Genomic DNA, 16,929 nt, shown 5'->3' on the forward strand with positions numbered 1-16,929 from the left:
CACTGCACCTGGAGTATCCGCAATGAACTACCAAGCCCCCACCCAACTGCAAGCCGTGATCCTCGACTGGGCCGGCACCGTGGTCGACTTCGGCTCCTTCGCGCCGACCCAGATCTTCGTCGAGGCCTTCGCCGAGTTCGGCGTCGCCGTCAGCCTGGCCGAAGCGCGCGGGCCGATGGGCATGGGCAAGTGGGACCACATCCGCACCCTCTGCGACGTGCCGGAAATCGCCGCCCGCTACCAGGCCAAGTTCGGCCGCACGCCGACCGACGATGACGTGACGGCACTCTACGAGCGCTTCATGCCGCTGCAGATCGAGAAGATCGCCGTGCACTCGGCGCTGATCCCCGGCGCCCTCGACACCATCGCCACGCTGCGCGGCAAGGGCCTGAAGATCGGTTCCTGCTCCGGCTACCCGAAGGTGGTGATGGACAAGGTCGTAGCCCTGGCCGAACGCAACGGCTACGTCGCCGACCACGTGGTGGCCACCGACGAAGTGCCTAACGGCCGCCCGCACCCGGCCCAGGCCCTGGCCAACGTGATCGCCCTGGGCATCAACGACGTCGCCGCCTGCGTCAAGGTCGACGACACCTGGCCGGGCATCCTCGAAGGCCGCAGCGCCGGGATGTGGACGGTGGCGCTGACCATGTCCGGCAACGCCCTGGGCCTCACCTACGCGCAGTACCAGGCGCTGCCGGAGGCACGCCGTGCCGAGGAGCGCGCGCGCATCGGCCAGCTGTTCGAGGGCTCGCGCCCGCACTACCTGATCGACACCATCGCCGACCTGCCGGCGGTGATCGCCGACATCAATGCGCGCCTGGCGCGCGGGGAAACTCCGCAGGGCGTCTGACCCGTAGGCGCGAGCCTGCTCGCGAAAGGCGCGCCTGCTGATCGCGAGCCAGCTCGCTCCTACAAAAAATTCGTGCGCCGCGGCGGCCCTCTGCCTAACCCAAGGACGCCGCGCTGCCACTAACGGCAGGCCCGCTGCTGCGGCCAGCCCTTCCACAACAAGAGAGGCCAACCATGATCTACGCCCAGCCTGGCACTCCCGGTGCCGTCGTCTCCTTCAAGTCCCGTTACGGCAACTTCATCGGCGGCGAATTCGTGCCGCCGGTGAATGGCCAGTACTTCACCAACACCTCGCCTGTGAATGGCCAGGTGATCGCCGAATTCCCCCGTTCCAGCGCCGAGGACATCGACCGGGCCCTGGACGCCGCCCACGCCGCCGCCGATGCCTGGGGCAAGACCTCGGTGCAGGAGCGCGCGCTGATCCTGCTGAAGATCGCCGACCGCATCGAAGCCAATCTCGAAGCCCTCGCCGTCGCCGAAACCTGGGACAACGGCAAGGCCGTGCGTGAGACGCTGAACGCCGACGTGCCGCTGGCCGCCGATCACTTCCGCTACTTCGCCGGCTGCATCCGCGCTCAGGAAGGCAGCGCCGCCGAGATCAACGAGCACACCGCCGCCTACCACTTCCACGAGCCGCTGGGCGTGGTCGGGCAGATCATCCCGTGGAACTTCCCGCTGCTGATGGCCGCCTGGAAGCTGGCCCCGGCCCTGGCCGCCGGCAACTGCGTGGTGTTGAAACCGGCCGAGCAGACGCCGCTGTCGATCATGCTGTTCGCCGAACTGATCGGCGACCTGCTGCCGGCCGGCGTGCTCAACATCGTCCAGGGCTTCGGCAAGGAAGCCGGCGAGGCGCTGGCGACCAGCAAACGCATCGCCAAGATCGCCTTCACCGGCTCCACCCCGGTGGGTTCGCACATCCTCAAATGCGCGGCGGAAAACATCATCCCGAGCACCGTCGAGCTGGGCGGCAAGTCGCCGAACATCTTCTTCGAAGACATCATGCAGGCCGAGCCGGCGTTCATCGAGAAGGCCGCCGAGGGCCTGGTGCTGGCCTTCTTCAACCAGGGCGAGGTGTGCACCTGCCCGTCGCGGGCGCTGGTGCAGGAATCCATCTACCCGGCATTCATGGCCGAGGTGCTGAAGAAGGTGCAGGCGATCAAGCGCGGCAACCCGCTGGACACCGAGACCATGGTCGGCGCCCAGGCCTCCGAGCAGCAGTTCGACAAGATCCTCGGCTACCTGGAAATCGCCCGCCAGGAAGGCGCCGAGATCCTCACCGGCGGCGGCGTGGAGAAACTCGAGGGCAGCCTGGCCAGCGGTTACTACGTACAGCCGACCCTGCTCAAGGGCCACAACCAGATGCGCGTGTTCCAGGAGGAAATCTTCGGCCCGGTGGTCGGCGTCACCACCTTCAAGGACGAGGCCGAAGCCCTGGCCATCGCCAACGACAGTGAGTTCGGCCTCGGCGCCGGGGTGTGGACCCGCGACATCAACCGCGCCTACCGCATGGGCCGGGCGATCAAGGCCGGGCGGGTGTGGACCAACTGCTACCACCTGTACCCGGCGCACGCCGCGTTCGGTGGCTACAAGAAGTCCGGGGTCGGCCGCGAGACCCACAAGATGATGCTCGACCACTACCAGCAGACCAAGAACCTGCTGGTCAGCTACGACATCAATCCGCTGGGGTTCTTCTAGCCCGAGGCGCTCTTGTAGGTTGGCGTTGAGCGCAGCGATACCCAACAGCTGCGGCATGGGTATCGCAGCGCTCAACCCATCCTACGGACCTGGCCTGCCCCGTAGCCCGGATGCAACCGGGGGAAGCCGGCAACTCGGTCTCCCGGATTGCATCCGGGCTACGCTCTGGCCCGCCAACCCCTCGCTGGACGGTAATCCGCCCTGGCTAATCCCCCCGTCGCCCCACCCGTCGCGCCTTCCCCCGCGGGCCGGACATGTCACCAGGCCAGCACGCGAATTCTGAACTAGAGTCTCAACATCCCGAGCGCAATCGGGCGGCATGCTGCTTCTTCGCCGTGCATGCCGGAAACCCTGGAAGTTTGTTTGGCTGTCAACTTCGATACACCTGATCCAAGGAGTCGTTCTTTGGCATCTGAAGGAACAGCAAGCAGCGACGGCGAGCATTTCTTGAGCCCCGCAGAGACCGGCAAGCGACCTGGCGCCCGCCAGAGCGTGACGGTCTGCCTGCACCCCAGTCACCACCGCGCGCCGCCCACCGTCACCCTGGCCAGTTCACCCCCTCGCCCCGGCGCAATGCCCGGGTCGTTGGCGGGCGCCCCACGGCTAGCGGTGACCTTCGCCGTACCCCGCGATCGACCTGCCGCCGAGACCGACAACGGGCTCGAGAGCCGCGTCCGCAGCAGCGCCGTTCGCCGGCAACCACCGCGCCCCATCCATCGACAGTAAGGACTTGCCCAGACAACGAGTCGAGCCAACAGCTCACGCAGGAGAGGATCATGAAACAGCAAGCGGGAGTCAGTTACACAACGGTCGATCAAACCTATTTCCAGAAACGTGGCCTGCGCCGCTATGCCGGGGTCTGGTCGCTGTGGGCGCTGGGCGTCGGCGCGGTGATCTCCGGGCACTTTTCCGGCTGGAACTTCGGCCTGGCCAACGGCTGGGGCAGCCTGCTCATCGCCAGCATCGTCATCACGGTGATGTACCTGGGCCTGGTCTTCTGCCTGGCGGAAATGTCGCCGGCCCTGCCGCACACCGGCGCCGCCTACTCCTTCGCCCGCAGCGCGATGGGGCCCTGGGGCGGCTTCGTCACCGGCCTGTCGGAGAACGTCGAGTACGTGCTCACCCCGGCGGTGATCGTGTTCTTCATCGGCAGCTACATGGGCAGCATCTTCGAGACCCCCACCGAGATGCAGCCGCTGTGGTGGATCGGCTTCTACGTGGTGTTCATCTGGCTCAACGTGGTCGGCGTCGAGCTGTCCTTCAAGGTCACCCTGGTGGTGACCCTGCTCGCCCTCGCCTGCCTGGTGGTGTTCTGGATCAGCGCCTTCCCGCACCTCGACTTCAGCCGCTGGGCGATGAACGTCGGCCCGGGCGGCGTCGAGCTGCCGGAGGGCAACGGCCCCTTCCTGCCCAAGGGCTGGGTCGGCGTGCTCGCCTCGCTGCCGTTCGCGGTGTGGCTGTTCCTGGCCATCGAGCAGTTGCCGCTGGCCGCCGAGGAGTCGGTCGATCCCAAGCGCGACATGCCCAAGGGCATCATCCTCGGCATGCTCACCCTGATCGTCTCGGCGTTTATGATCCTCTGGCTCAACCCGGCGGTGAGCGGCGTCGGCGCGTTCGCCCTGGGCACCTCCGGCGAGCCGCTGCTGGACGGCTTCAAGATGATCTACGGCGAGAACATCGCCAAGCTGCTGGCGCTGGTGGCGGTGGTCGGCCTGGTCGCCAGCTTCCACACCATCATCTTCGCCATGGGCCGGCAGATCTTCTCCCTCAGCCGCGCCGGCTACTTCTTCTCGGCGCTATCGGTCACCCACGGCCAGCGCAAGACCCCGCACGTGGCGATGATCATCGGCAGCCTGCTGGCGCTGGCGGTGATGATGACCCTGTGGTTCATCTTCGGCGAGGAGAAGGGCGGCGCGGTGATCGGCGGCACACTGCTGAACATGGCGGTGTTCGGCGCGATGTTCTCCTACTTCATGCAGGCGCTGTCGTTCATTCTGCTGCGCAAGAACCTGCCCGACATCGAGCGGCCCTACCGCAGCCCGCTGGGCATTCCGGGCGCCGTGGTGACCATGGTGATCGCCGCGGTGACCCTGTACTACCAGCTCACCGGCGACCCGGCCTACACCCTCGGCGTGTTCTGGGTGGCGGTGTGGTTCGGCATCGGCATCCTCTACTTCGCCTTGTTCGGTCGGCATCACCTGATCCTCTCGCCCGAAGAAGAATTTGCCCTGCAAGAACGCGAGAAGGCCAACCCGGCCCCCTGAACGGCCAGCTGCGCCTGACTTCGGCCGTGCCTGCCGGGCGCGGCCCTCTTCCCGGAGGACTTAAGGATGACCGCCCCCCTGACCCTGGCCGAGCTGCGCAAAATGGCCGAAGCCGGCACCATCGACACCGTTCTCGCCTGCCTGGTCGACATGCAGGGCCGGCTGATCGGCAAGCGCTTCCAGGTCGAGTTCTTCCTCGACAGCGCCTATGAGGAAACCCACGGCTGCGACTACCTGCTGGCCGACGACATCGACATGGAACCGGTGCCCGGCTACGCCGCCGCCAGCTGGAAGAAGGGCTACGGCGACTTCGTGTTCAAGCCCGACCTCTCCACCCTGCGCGTGGTGCCCTGGCTGGAAGGCGCCGCCCTGGTGCTCTGCGACGTACAGGACCATCACCACCAGGACCTGCCGCACAGCCCGCGCGGTATCCTCAAGCGGCAGATCGCCCGCCTCGAAGAGCGCGGTCTCAAGGGCCTGTTCGCCTCGGAGCTGGAGTTCTACCTGTTCGACGAGAGCTACGAAGCGATCCACAACCGCAACTACCACAACCCCAAGACCGCCAACTACAACATCGAGGACTACAGCATCCTGCAGTCCATCCGCGAGGAGCCGGTGATGCGCGCCATCCGCAAGCACCTGCAGGCGGCGGGGATTCCGGTGGAGAACTCCAAGGGCGAATGGGGTCCGGGGCAGGAAGAGATCAACGTGCGCTACGCCGATGCGCTGACCATGGCCGACCGCCACAGCATCATCAAGCACGCCTGCAAGGAGATCGCCATGCAGCAGGGCAAGGCGCTGACCTTCATGGCCAAATGGCGCTATGACCTGGCCGGCTCCAGCTGCCATATTCACAACTCGCTGTGGAGCCTGAAGGGCAACAAGCCACTGTTCTACGACCCCAAGGCCGAGTTCGGCATGTCCACCCTGATGCGCCAGTGGGTCGCCGGCCAGCTCAAGTACGCCCGCGACATCACCTACTTCCTGGCGCCCTACATCAACTCCTACAAGCGCTTCCAGGTCGGCACCTTCGCGCCGACCCGCGCGGTGTGGAGCCGCGACAACCGCACCGCCGGCTTTCGTCTATGCGGCGAGGGCAGCAAGGCGACCCGCATCGAATGCCGGATCGGCGGCGCCGACCTCAACCCCTACCTGGCTTACGCCGCGCTGATCGCCGCTGGTCTGGCCGGTATCGACGAACAGCTGGAATTGGCTAAACCCTATGTCGGTGATGCCTACCAGAACGCCAAGCTGCCCGAAGTGGCCAAGACCCTGCGCGACGCCGCTACCGCGCTCAAGGCCTCGAAGCTGCTCAAGCAGGCGTTCGGCGCCGAGGTGGTCGCCCACTACCTGCATACCGCCAACTGGGAGCAGTCGGAGTACGACCGGCGCATCACCGACTGGGAACTGCGGCGTGGGTTTGAAAGGTATTGAGCGGCGAACCGCTCGTGTAGGTTGGCGTTGAGCGCAGCGATAGCCAAGGCGCGGCAGATCGGCCGGCTAAACGGTTATGCAGGCAATCAAGCATAGGTGGCGGAATGATGGGTATCGCTACGCTCAACCCATCCTACGAAGCTAGGAACTCCCCTCTCTCGTTTACGGGGAGGGACAGCCGCGAAAGGCCCCGTAGCCCGGATGCAATCCGGGGCGCGGAGTCGGGGGGACTCCCCGGATTGCATCCGGACTACCAGTCCCTGTCTTGAACCGGCACGCAAGGGAAGGAGGAACGCCCATGAGTGACCGCATCCGCTTGATCTCGCCGGTCGACGGCCTCGTCTACGCCGAGCGCCCGTACGCCAGCTCTGCCGACATCGACCAGGCCCTGCACGATGCCACCCAGGCCCAACACGCTTGGCGCCAGCGGCCGCTGGCCGAGCGCGCCGCCTACTGCACGGCGGCGGTGGAAGCCATGCTGGCGATGAGCGACGAAATCGTCCCCGAACTGGCCTGGCAGATGGGCCGCCCGGTGCGCTATGGCGCCGGCGAGCTGCGTGGCTTCGCCGAGCGCGCACGGCATATGATCGCCCTCGCGCCGCAGGCCCTCGGCCATATAGAAGCGGAGCCGAAGTCGGGCTTTCGCCGCTATATCCGCCGCGAACCGCTGGGCACCGTGCTGGTCATCGCACCGTGGAACTACCCCTACCTGACCGCGGTGAACTCGATCATCCCGGCGCTGATGGCCGGCAACGCGGTGCTGCTCAAGCATGCCAGCCAGACCCTGCTGGTCGGCGAACGTTTCGCCAAGGCTTTCCGCCGCGCCAAGCTGCCCGCCGGGTTGTTCCACAACCTGGTCCTCGACCACCGGCAAGCGGCGGCCATCATCGCCTCGGGGCATGTGCATCAGGTCAACTTCACCGGTTCGGTGGCCGGCGGCCAGGCCATACAGGCCGCCGCCAGCGGCCAGTTCCTCGGCCTCGGCCTGGAACTCGGCGGCAAGGACCCGGCCTACGTACGCGCCGACGCCGACCTCGCCCATGCGGTAGAGAACCTGGTGGACGGCAGCTTCTTCAACTCCGGGCAGAGCTGCTGCGCCATCGAGCGCATCTACGTCGACCAGGCGATCTACCCGCAATTCGTCGAAGCCTTCGCCAAGCTGACCCGCCAGTACGTGCTCGGCAACCCGCTGGAGGAGGCCACTACCCTCGGCCCGCTGGTCAGCCCGGCGGCCGCCGACTTCGTCCGCGGGCAGATCGCCGATGCCCTCGGCATGGGCGCCACGGCGCTGATCGATCCCCAAGGCTTTGCCGCCGACGCGCCGGGCAGCGCCTACCTGGCGGCACAGGTGCTGATCGACGTCGACCACCGCATGGCGGTGATGCGCGAGGAAAGCTTCGGCCCGGTGGTCGGCATCATGCCGGTGACCAGCGAGGCGGAAGCCATCGCCCTGATGAACGACAGCGCCTTCGGCCTCACCGCCTCGATCTGGACCCGTGACCTCGCCGCCGCCGAGCGCATCGGCGACGCCCTGGCCACCGGCACCGTGTTCATGAACCGCTGCGACTACCTCGACCCGGCACTGGCCTGGACCGGGGTCAAGCACAGCGGCCACGGCGCCAGCTTGTCGCGGGTCGGCTACGAGAGCCTGACCCGGCCGAAGTCCTTTCATCTGCGCCATGAGCTGTAGGGTGGCTGGCGCTTTGCACATCCACCACCGCGGCGGTGGAAAACGCTTCGCGGTTTTCCACCCTACAAGGCTATCGCGCCACATCCCATTTGCACGGGCTGCTTTTGCCCAGTTTCTAGCCCGCGAGGTCAGCCCATGAACAAGACCGCCAACTGGAACTACCCCACCTCGGTGCACTTCGGCGTCGGCCGGATCAAGGAGCTGCCTGAACTGTGCCAAGCCCTGGGCATCCTCCGGCCCCTGCTGGTCACCGACCGCGGCCTGGCCAGCGCGCCGATGACCACTGCGGTGCTCGACGCCTTGCTGGCCGCCGGCCTCGGCGCCGCGCTGTTCAGCGACCTCAAGCCCAACCCGATCGAAGCCAACCTCGAGGCCGGCCTGGCCGCCTATCGCGCCGGCCACCACGACGGCGTGGTCGCCTTCGGCGGTGGCAGCGGCCTGGACATGGGCAAGCTGATCGCCTTCATGAGCGGACAGAGTCGCCCGGTGTGGGACTTCGAGGACATCGGCGACTGGTGGACCCGTGCCAACCCCAGGGGCATCGCCCCGGTGATCGCCGTACCGACCACCGCCGGCACCGGTTCGGAAGTAGGCCGCGCCGGGGTGCTCACCGACGAGCGCACCCATACCAAGCGGATCATCTTCCACCCGCAGATGATGCCCAGGATGGTGATCAGCGACCCGGCGCTGTCCGTCGGCATGCCGGCGAAGATCACCGCCGGCACCGGCATGGACGCCTTCGCCCATTGCCTGGAGGCCTACTGCGCGCTGGGCTTCCACCCGCTGGCCGACGGCATCGCGGTGGAAGGCATGCGCCTGGTCGCCGGCGCGCTCAAACGCGCGGTGCACAGCCCCGACGACCTCGATGCGCGGGCCGACATGCTGGCCGCCGCGGCCATGGGCGCGACCGCCTTCCAGAAGGGCCTGGGCGGCATGCACGCGCTGTCGCACCCGGTCGGCGCCTTGTACGACACCCACCACGGCATGACCAACGCGGTGTTCATGCCTTATGTGCTGCAGTTCAACCGCAGCGCCATCGAGGAACGCATCAACCGCCTGGCCGCCTACCTCGGCCTGGCCAAGCCGAACTTCGCCGGCTTCCTCGACTTCGTTCTGGAACTGCGCGCCGACATCGGCGTGCCGCACACCCTGCCGGATCTGGGCGTGGATGACCGCCAGGCCGGGCTGATCGCGCAGATGGCGGTGGTCGACCCGTCCGCCGGCGGCAACCCGCTGCCGCTGAGCGAGGCCGACACCGCGGCGATTTTCGCGGCGGCCATGCACGGCCGCCTCTGACCCACCCCGCAGAGAGCCGCCGCCCATCGGCGGCGGCGCTGCACGCGGGCGGCTTCTGCTATGCCAATAAGACCTCCCGCACTCCGCACCATCCGCCGGCCCGCGCCCAGGCTGTGTAAGCCTGGCCCGCGCGCCGCCATCCGACCAGAGGGGCCCGTCATGCTCTATGCCCAACCCGGCACGCCCGGTGCCATCGTTTCCTTCAAGAGCCGTTACGGCAACTACATCGGCGGCGAGTTCGTGCCGCCGGTCAAGGGCCAGTACTTCACCAACACCTCGCCGGTGAATGGCGAGGTGATCGCCGAGTTCCCCCGTTCCGGCGCCGAGGACATCGACAAGGCGCTGGACGCCGCCCACGCCGCCGCCGACGCCTGGGGCAAGACCTCGGTGCAGGAGCGCGCCAACGTCCTGCTGAAGATCGCCGAGCGCATCGAGGCCAATCTGGAGCTGCTGGCCGTCAGCGAAACCTGGGACAACGGCAAGGCCGTGCGCGAGACGCTGAACGCCGACATCCCGCTGGCCGCCGACCACTTCCGCTACTTCGCCGGCTGCATCCGCGCCCAGGAAGGTGCCGCCGCCGAGATCGACGGCAACACCGTGGCCTACCACATCCACGAACCGCTGGGCGTGGTCGGGCAGATCATCCCGTGGAACTTCCCGCTGCTGATGGCCGCCTGGAAGCTGGCCCCGGCGCTGGCCGCCGGCAACTGCGTGGTGCTCAAGCCAGCCGAGCAGACGCCGCTGGGCATCTGCGTGCTGCTGGAACTGATCGGCGACCTGCTGCCACCCGGCGTTCTCAACGTGGTGCAGGGCTTCGGCAAGGAGGCCGGCGAGGCGCTGGCCACCAGCAAGCGCATCGCCAAGATCGCCTTCACCGGCTCCACCCCGGTCGGTTCGCACATCCTCAAATGCGCGGCGGAGAACATCATCCCGTCCACCGTCGAGCTGGGCGGCAAGTCGCCGAACCTGTTCTTCGAGGATGTCATGCAGGCCGAGCCGGCGTTCATCGAGAAGGCCGCCGAGGGCCTGGTGCTGGCCTTCTTCAACCAGGGCGAAGTCTGCACCTGCCCGTCGCGCGCGCTGGTGCAGGAGTCGATCTACCTGCCGTTCATGCGCGAGGTGCTGAACAAGGTCGCGGCGATCAAGCGCGGCGACCCGCTGGACACCGACACCATGGTCGGCGCCCAGGCCTCCGAGCAGCAGTACGACAAGATCCTCTCCTACCTGGAGATCGCCCGGAACGAAGGCGCCGAGTTCATCACCGGCGGCGGCGTGGAAAAACTCGAAGGCAGCCTGGCCGGCGGCTATTACATCCAGCCGACCCTGCTCAAGGGCCACAACCGGATGCGCGTGTTTCAGGAGGAGATCTTCGGCCCGGTGGTCGGCGTGACCACCTTCAAGGATGAGGCCGAAGCCATCGCCATCGCCAACGACACCCAGTACGGCCTCGGCGCCGGGGTCTGGACCCGCGACATCAACCGCGCCTACCGGGTCGGCCGCGCGCTGAAGGCCGGGCGGGTGTGGACCAACTGCTTCCACCTGTACCCGGCGCACGCCGCGTTCGGCGGCTACAAGAAGTCCGGCATCGGCCGCGAAACCCACAAGATGGCGCTGGAGCACTACCAGCAGACCAAGAACCTGCTGGTCAGCTACGACATCAATCCCCTGGGGTTTTTCTAGACCACGGCGCTCTTGTAGGTTGGCGTTGAGCGCAGCGATACCCAACAGCTGCGGCAGGGGTATCGCTGCGCTCAACCCATCCTACGGATCAACCGATGCAGGCCGCGCCGGATGGCCTGGATCAGGCCGGATAGCGGAACCGGTCGCCGCTGGCGTCGCGGTCGTAGACCTGCTCGCCGGCCACGTAGGTGGCGCGCACCGCGCGGTCGTCGCCAAGGATCATCAGCACGAACAGCTCCTCGACGATTTCCTTGCTGAACTCGCTGCGGAACTCCATCAGCGGCGTGGCCTTCTTGTCGAGCACCACCAGGTCGGCCTCGAAGCCCTTGGCCACGGTGCCGATCTGCTGGTCCAGGCAGAGTGCCTCGGCGCTGCCGCGAGTGGCCAGGTAGAAGGCCTGGATGGCGTTCAGCTTGGTCTTGTTCAGCTGCGCGACCTTGTAGGCCTCGTTGAGGCTCTGCAGCTGGCTGAAGCTGGTGCCGGCGCCGACGTCGGTGCCCAGGCCGACGCGCACCGGGCGCTTCGGGTCCTTGGCGTCGAACAGGCGGAACAGCCCGCTGCCGAGGAACAGGTTGGAGGTCGGGCAGTGCGCCAGCGCCGCGCCGGTCTGGTGGCAGGTGCAGAAGTCTTCCTCGGTGAGGTGCACGCCGTGGCCGTACACCGAGCGGTCGCGGACGATGCCGGCGTTGGCGTAGACGTCCAGGTAGCTCTTGCGCTCGGGGAACAGCTCCTTGACCCACTGGATCTCGTCGAGGTTCTCGCACAGGTGGGTCTGGATGAAGGCGTCCTGGTGCTCGCGGGCCAGAGTGCCGCAGACGTCGAGCTGCGCCTGGGTGCTGGTCGGCGCGAAGCGGGGGGTGATGCAGTAGTGCTGACGGCCCCGGTTGTGCCAACGCTCGATCAGTGCCTTGCTCTCGTCGTAGCCGCGCTGTGCGGTGTCGAGCAGGGCGGCGGGGGCGTTGCGGTCCATCAGCACCTTGCCGGCGACCATCCGCGTGTTGAAGCGGCTGGATTCGCCGAAGAAGGCGTCCACCGACTGCGGGTGCACGGTGCAGTAGACCACCGCGGTGGTGGTGCCGGCACGCAGCAGCTCGCGCAGGAACACCCGCGCCACCCGCTCGGCGTGGGCCTGGTTGGCGAAGTGCTGCTCGGCGACGAAGGTGTACTTGTCCAGCCACTCCAGCAGTTGCTCGCCGAAGGCGCCGATCATCTCGGTCTGCGGGTAGTGGATGTGGGTGTCGATGAAGCCGGCGGAGATGATCGAGTCCGGGTAATGCACCGGCGTGACACCGGCCGGCAGGCGCTTGCTCACTTCGGCGGCCGGGCCGAGGTCGACGATCTTGCCATCGTCGATCACCACGATGGCGTCGGGGATGTGCACCAGGCAGTCTTCCGGCTTTTTCAGGAAGGGGTCGTCCTTGAACGTGACGACGTCGGCGCGGAGCGCGGAAATCTTGGACATGCTCGGTTCCTTTCGAGAGGGTTCGGGACGGCAGGAGCCCGAAGGCTCCCGCGTTCGGGAAGCGTTACGGCTGCTTCGGATACGACTCGCGCATGATCAGCGCCAGCACCAGGGCGATGCCCAGGGCGATCATGATCGGCTCAGCGGCGTACTCGGCCAGCGCCAGGGTGTGCTCCGGCAGGCCGGCGGCCTGGCCCGACACCACCCGGGCGCCCGGCGCGGCGATCATGATGCCGCCGGCGATGAACGCCAGGCCGTTGACGAAGGCCGCCGAGGTGCCGATCAACTGCGGCGGCACCACGTCGGCGGCCGAGCTGAAGGTCAGCATGTGCGCGGCGTTGGCGACGCCGAAGAAGAAGCACATGGCCATGGCCGCCGGAATGGCGATGCCAGGGACGTACAGCAGTGCGCCGGCGCAGGCCAACTGCACCACGCAGCCGACGATGATCAGCGGCTTGCGCTTCTTCATCTTGTCCGACCAGGCCGGCAGCACCAGGCAGCCGGCGGCCAGGCCCAGCCACAGCAGCGAGGAGCTGAACGCGGCGGTTTCCGGGCTGGCGCCGAGCACCAGCAGCAGCTTCGGCGCCCACACCACGCCGCCGGCGAGCAGGCTGCCGAACAGCGCCGAGCAGATCAGCGCGCTGATCCACACGTGGGGTAGCTTGGCCACGTCGACCAGCGCCGAGATCACCGAGCCGATGAAGCTGCCGAAGCCCTGCTCGCTGCGTTGCACCGGCTCCGGGTTGCGCAGGAAGAGGAAGGCCAGCACGGTCAGGCCGATGCCGAACACGCCGACATAGTAGAACAGCGTGCGCCAATCCATCTGCTGCAGGCCCCACTGCAGGGCGTTGACCGAGAAGGCGGAAGACAGCGAGGCGCAGAACTGCACCAGGCCGAACATCAGGCTGAACTTGGCCATGCCGAACCACTGCCCACCGATGTAGCCGGCGCCGACGAAGCCGGTGCAGGCGCCGAGGGCCATGACGAACTGCGAGAGCAGCAGCATCGAATAGGAGCTAGCGTTGGCGAAGATGAACACGCCGAGGGTCACCAGCACCACCGAGGCGGGCAGCACCTTGTGGGCACCGAGGCGGTCGAGCAGCGCGCCGCCGAAGAACTGGCAGATGGCGAACGCCCAGGTGTAGGTGGCGGCGATGGTGGCCACCTGGGTCACCGTCAGCGACACGCTTTTCTGGATGTCCGGGTTAACGATGGAATAACCGGTCTGCACGCTGAACAGATAAATCACGAAGGCGACGGCGAGCCCCCACACCCACCATGCCTGCGTCCCACCTAACTTGACTGTACTCACTGCCTATCTCCTTGATGGCCTTTGCATTCTTCTTGTGCGCGAACAACCGGCCGAGGAATTCGGTCCTCCCTGACCGACAGATGGCGCGCAGGCCGCAGATTAGACCAGTTCCACCCTCCGCACAAAGCTGACCAAACGGTCACATCGCTACAGCGGCGCAAAAAAAAAGCGGCCCCACCAACCGGCGGGCCGCCCAAATTCACGGAGTTGCGTACATCGCATGGCCGCGCTGACGGTGCGGCCACCTTGCTTGGATCACTTTTCCAGGATCGCGGTCACACCCTGGCCGCCGGCGGCGCAGATGGAGATCAGCCCGCGGCCCTGCTGCGCCGCCGCCAACAGCTTGGCCAGGTTGGCGACGATGCGCCCGCCGGTGGCGGCGAACGGGTGGCCGGCGGCCAGCGAACTGCCCTTGACGTTGAGCTTGGCGCGGTCGATGGCGCCGAGCGGCGCGGCGAGGCCGAGGCGGCTCTGGCAGTAGTCGGCGTCCTCCCAGGCCTTGAGGGTGCACAGCACCTGGGCGGCGAAGGCTTCGTGGATCTCGTAGTAGTCGAAGTCCTGCAGGCTCAGGCCGTTGCGCGCCAGCAGCCGCGGCACGGCGTAGGCCGGGGCCATCAGCAGGCCCTCCTGGCCCTTGACGAAGTCCACCGCCGCCGCCTCACCGTCCCTGAAGTAGGCGAGGATCGGCAGGCCGCGCGCCTTGGCCCACTCCTCGCTGGCCAGCAGCACCAGCGAGGCGCCGTCGGTCAGCGGCGTCGAATTGGCCGCGGTCAGGGTGCCGCGCGGGCCTTTGTCGAACACCGGCTTGAGGCTGGCGAGCTTGTCCAGGCTGATGTCGGCGCGCAGGTTCTGGTCGCGGGTCAGGCCGAGGAACGGCGTCAGCAAGTCGTTGTGCCAGCCCTCGGCGTAGGCGGCGGCCAGCTTGACGTGGCTCTCGTAGGCCAGCTGGTCCTGCGCGTCGCGCGGGATCGCCCAGCGCTGCGCCATCTGCTCGCAATGCTCGCCCATCGACAGCCCGGTACGCGGCTCGCCGTTCTTCGGGATGTGCGGCAGCAGATGGCGCGGGCGGACCTGCAGCAGCGCCTTGAGCTTGTCCGCCGTGGACTTGCCGCGGTTGGCTTCGAGGAGAATCTTGCGCAGCCCCTCGTTGACGCCGATCGGCGCATCCGAGGTGGTATCGACGCCGCCGGCGATGGCGCTGTCGATCTGCCCGAGGGCGATCTTGTTGGCGGTCAGGATCACCGCCTCCAGGCCGGTGCCGCAGGCCTGCTGGATGTCGTAGGCCGGGGTTTCCGGGGCCAGGCGCGAGCCGAGCACGCATTCGCGGGTCAGGTTGAAGTCCCGCGAGTGCTTGAGCACCGCGCCCGCCGCCACCTCGCCGATGCGCTCGCCATGCAGCTTGTAGCGCTCCACCAGCCCTTCCAGGGCGGCGGTCAGCATCTCCTGGTTGCTCGCGGTGGCGTACAGGGTGTTGGAGCGGGCGAAGGGGATGCGGTTGCCGCCGACGATGGCGACCCGGCGCAGTGGGTTCATGGCGAACTCCTTGCAGGATTAGTTGGGTTGGCGGTCAGACTGGATGCTGCCTAAACAAGCTTCATGCGAAACATGCCCTGTAGGAGCGAATTCATTCGCGAACAGCTCCGCTCCGAGCGGCCCCTATCGCGAATGAATTCGCTCCTACTCAAAGCTAGTCATGGGTAGCTTTCAGACAGAGCCTAGCGTGCATCGACACCGGCGCATTGGCCGACTCGCCGCAATCCCGCTCAACCTCGGTCAATGCATGAAACGGTCCGCTGCGTAGAGTGGTCAACACTGCAACCCTTACCGGCCGAACGCCTACACTCTTCGAGCCTTATAGTCTGGAGTCCATTCCATGTCCGACCGCTACCTCAGCTTCGCCAACTCCAACGCCGGCCGCCGCCTGCTCGGCGCCCTCGGCCTGCCGGCGCCGCTGCGCCTGGAACGCTGGCGGGCCGGGCGGGTGCGGCCGGTGGACGGCGCCCTGCTGATTGGCGGCGACGGCCCCCTGGCAGCAGCGGCCAACGCCTGTCTGCTACGCCTCACCGACCAGGCGTTCGCCGCCGCGGACGGCCAGTTCGGCCTGCCGCGCTGGAGCGCCGAGGCCGGGCCGAAGCTCAAGGCGCTGGTGTTCGACGCCAGCGCCATCGCCAGCGTCGAGCAGCTGATCGCCCTGCGCGACTTCTTCCAGCCGGCGCTCAAGAGTCTCGACCAGTGCCCGCATGTGGTGATCCTCGGCCGCGCCCCGGAAAGCCTCAAGGACCCACTCGCTGCCAGCGCCCAGCGCGCCCTGGAAGGCTTCAGCCGCTCGCTGGGCAAGGAACTCCGCCGCGGCGGCACGGTGCAGCTGCTGTACATCGGCAAGGGTGGCGAGGAACAGCTGGAAGGTGCGCTGCGCTTCTTCCTCTCGCCCAAGAGCGCCTACGTGTCCGGCCAGGTCGTGCGCCTCGGCGCCTATAGCGCGCAAGTCGCCGACTGGACGCGACCGCTGGCCGGGCAGAAGGCGCTGGTCACCGGCGCCAGCCGCGGCATCGGCGCGGCCATCGCCGAAACCCTGGCACGCGACGGCGCCGAGGTGGTGCTGCTCGACGTGCCGGCGGCCAAGGCCGGCCTCGAGGCCCTCGCCGCCAGGCTCGGCGGCCGCAGCCTGGCATTGGACATCTGCGCCGAAGACGCCGCCGCGCGGCTGATCGAGGCGCTGCCGGATGGCCTCGACATCCTCGTGCACAACGCCGGCATCACCCGCGACAAGACCCTGGCGAAGATGAGCGACGAGCTGTGGAGTTCGGTGCTGAACGTCAACCTGCGCGCGCCGCAGGTGCTGACCCGCGCGCTGCTGGACGCCGGCACCCTGCGCGACAACGGCCGCGTGGTGCTGCTCGCCTCGATCAGCGGCATCGCCGGCAACCTGGGCCAGACCAACTACGCGGTGAGCAAGGCCGGGCTGATCGGTCTGGCGCAGGCCTGGGCGCCAGCGCTGGGCAAGCGCGGCATCAGCCTCAACGCGGTGGCGCCGGGCTTTATCGAAACGCAAATGACCGCGGCCATTCCCTTCGCCATTCGCGAGGCCGGCCGGCGGATGAACTCCCTGGGCCAGGGCGGCCTGCCGCAAGACGTCGCCGAAACCGTGGCCTGGCTGGCCCAGCCAGGCTCCGGGGCGATGACCGGCCAGGTGCTGCGGGTCTGCGGGCAGAGTTTGTTGGGGGCGTGAGCGTAGCCCGTCTGCAAT

11 protein-coding genes are annotated in these 16,929 nt (G+C 67.4%); 8 read left to right on the forward strand and 3 right to left on the reverse strand.

The genetic code is table 11. The features are described 5' to 3' along the window. Nucleotides 1–22: 22 nt before the first annotated feature. The 7 genes from phnX (at nucleotide 23) to exaC (D3880_RS19670) (ending at nucleotide 10,908) form a co-directional block, all read left to right on the forward strand. Nucleotides 23–850: a phosphonoacetaldehyde hydrolase gene (phnX, locus tag D3880_RS19640; protein ID WP_119895100.1), complete on the forward strand. Its 828-nt coding sequence runs from the start codon at nucleotides 23–25 to the stop codon at nucleotides 848–850. A gap of 173 nt (nucleotides 851–1,023) precedes the next feature. Continuing rightward, nucleotides 1,024–2,544 carry an acetaldehyde dehydrogenase ExaC gene (gene exaC / locus D3880_RS19645; RefSeq protein ID WP_119895101.1) on the forward strand — a complete coding sequence of 507 codons (1,521 nt, stop codon included), beginning with the start codon at nucleotides 1,024–1,026 and terminating at the stop codon, nucleotides 2,542–2,544. Between the two features lie 776 nt (nucleotides 2,545–3,320). Then, nucleotides 3,321–4,808, forward strand: a complete 1,488-nt coding sequence (locus D3880_RS19650; RefSeq protein WP_119895102.1) for an amino acid permease — start codon at nucleotides 3,321–3,323, stop codon at nucleotides 4,806–4,808. Nucleotides 4,809–4,874: 66 nt separating this feature from the next. Beyond that, entirely contained in the window at nucleotides 4,875–6,242 is a 1,368-nt protein-coding gene (locus tag D3880_RS19655; RefSeq protein WP_119895103.1) for a glutamine synthetase family protein, read from the forward strand. A gap of 298 nt (nucleotides 6,243–6,540) precedes the next feature. Then, nucleotides 6,541–7,932: an aldehyde dehydrogenase family protein gene (locus tag D3880_RS19660; protein ID WP_119895104.1), complete on the forward strand. Its 1,392-nt coding sequence runs from the start codon at nucleotides 6,541–6,543 to the stop codon at nucleotides 7,930–7,932. A 135-nt stretch (nucleotides 7,933–8,067) separates the two neighbouring features. Then, nucleotides 8,068–9,228, forward strand: coding sequence for an iron-containing alcohol dehydrogenase (locus tag D3880_RS19665; protein ID WP_119895105.1), 1,161 nt, complete (start codon nucleotides 8,068–8,070; stop codon nucleotides 9,226–9,228). Nucleotides 9,229–9,387: 159 nt separating this feature from the next. Then, on the forward strand, nucleotides 9,388–10,908 hold the full coding sequence (gene exaC, locus D3880_RS19670; protein ID WP_119895106.1) for an acetaldehyde dehydrogenase ExaC: 1,521 nt from the start codon (nucleotides 9,388–9,390) through the stop codon (nucleotides 10,906–10,908). A 121-nt stretch (nucleotides 10,909–11,029) separates the two neighbouring features. Here the strand turns inward: exaC (D3880_RS19670) and guaD are convergent, their stop codons facing one another. From guaD to D3880_RS19685, 3 genes are all read right to left on the reverse strand, one after another. Continuing rightward, complete coding sequence (gene guaD / locus D3880_RS19675) at nucleotides 11,030–12,370, reverse strand: guanine deaminase (protein WP_119895107.1); 1,341 nt, start codon at nucleotides 12,368–12,370, stop codon at nucleotides 11,030–11,032. A 64-nt stretch (nucleotides 12,371–12,434) separates the two neighbouring features. Continuing rightward, on the reverse strand, nucleotides 12,435–13,682 hold the full coding sequence (locus D3880_RS19680; RefSeq protein ID WP_119895108.1) for an MFS transporter: 1,248 nt from the start codon (nucleotides 13,680–13,682) through the stop codon (nucleotides 12,435–12,437). Between the two features lie 255 nt (nucleotides 13,683–13,937). Further along, nucleotides 13,938–15,215: an acetyl-CoA C-acetyltransferase gene (locus D3880_RS19685; RefSeq protein WP_119895109.1), complete on the reverse strand. Its 1,278-nt coding sequence runs from the start codon at nucleotides 15,213–15,215 to the stop codon at nucleotides 13,938–13,940. Between the two features lie 340 nt (nucleotides 15,216–15,555). Here D3880_RS19685 and D3880_RS19690 point away from each other — a divergent pair, with 340 nt between their 5' ends. Next, nucleotides 15,556–16,911 (forward strand): 3-oxoacyl-ACP reductase, encoded by a 1,356-nt coding sequence (locus tag D3880_RS19690; protein ID WP_119895110.1) that lies wholly within the window; start codon nucleotides 15,556–15,558, stop codon nucleotides 16,909–16,911. Nucleotides 16,912–16,929 lie beyond the last annotated feature (18 nt).

The sequence above is a fragment of the Pseudomonas cavernae genome, assembly GCF_003595175.1.
Lineage (GTDB): Bacteria > Pseudomonadota > Gammaproteobacteria > Pseudomonadales > Pseudomonadaceae > Aquipseudomonas > Aquipseudomonas cavernae.

What these genes read in the sequence shown, in the direction of transcription:
- phnX (WP_119895100.1), top strand. Translation starts at nt 23, where the DNA reads ATGAACTACCAAGCCCCCACCCAACTGCAAGCCGTGATCCTCGACTGG.
- exaC (WP_119895101.1), top strand. Translation starts at nt 1,024, where the DNA reads ATGATCTACGCCCAGCCTGGCACTCCCGGTGCCGTCGTCTCCTTCAAG.
- D3880_RS19650 (WP_119895102.1), top strand. Translation starts at nt 3,321, where the DNA reads ATGAAACAGCAAGCGGGAGTCAGTTACACAACGGTCGATCAAACCTAT.
- D3880_RS19655 (WP_119895103.1), top strand. Translation starts at nt 4,875, where the DNA reads ATGACCGCCCCCCTGACCCTGGCCGAGCTGCGCAAAATGGCCGAAGCC.
- D3880_RS19660 (WP_119895104.1), top strand. Translation starts at nt 6,541, where the DNA reads ATGAGTGACCGCATCCGCTTGATCTCGCCGGTCGACGGCCTCGTCTAC.
- D3880_RS19665 (WP_119895105.1), top strand. Translation starts at nt 8,068, where the DNA reads ATGAACAAGACCGCCAACTGGAACTACCCCACCTCGGTGCACTTCGGC.
- exaC (WP_119895106.1), top strand. Translation starts at nt 9,388, where the DNA reads ATGCTCTATGCCCAACCCGGCACGCCCGGTGCCATCGTTTCCTTCAAG.
- guaD (WP_119895107.1), bottom strand. Translation starts at nt 12,370, where the DNA reads ATGTCCAAGATTTCCGCGCTCCGCGCCGACGTCGTCACGTTCAAGGAC.
- D3880_RS19685 (WP_119895109.1), bottom strand. Translation starts at nt 15,215, where the DNA reads ATGAACCCACTGCGCCGGGTCGCCATCGTCGGCGGCAACCGCATCCCC.
- D3880_RS19690 (WP_119895110.1), top strand. Translation starts at nt 15,556, where the DNA reads ATGTCCGACCGCTACCTCAGCTTCGCCAACTCCAACGCCGGCCGCCGC.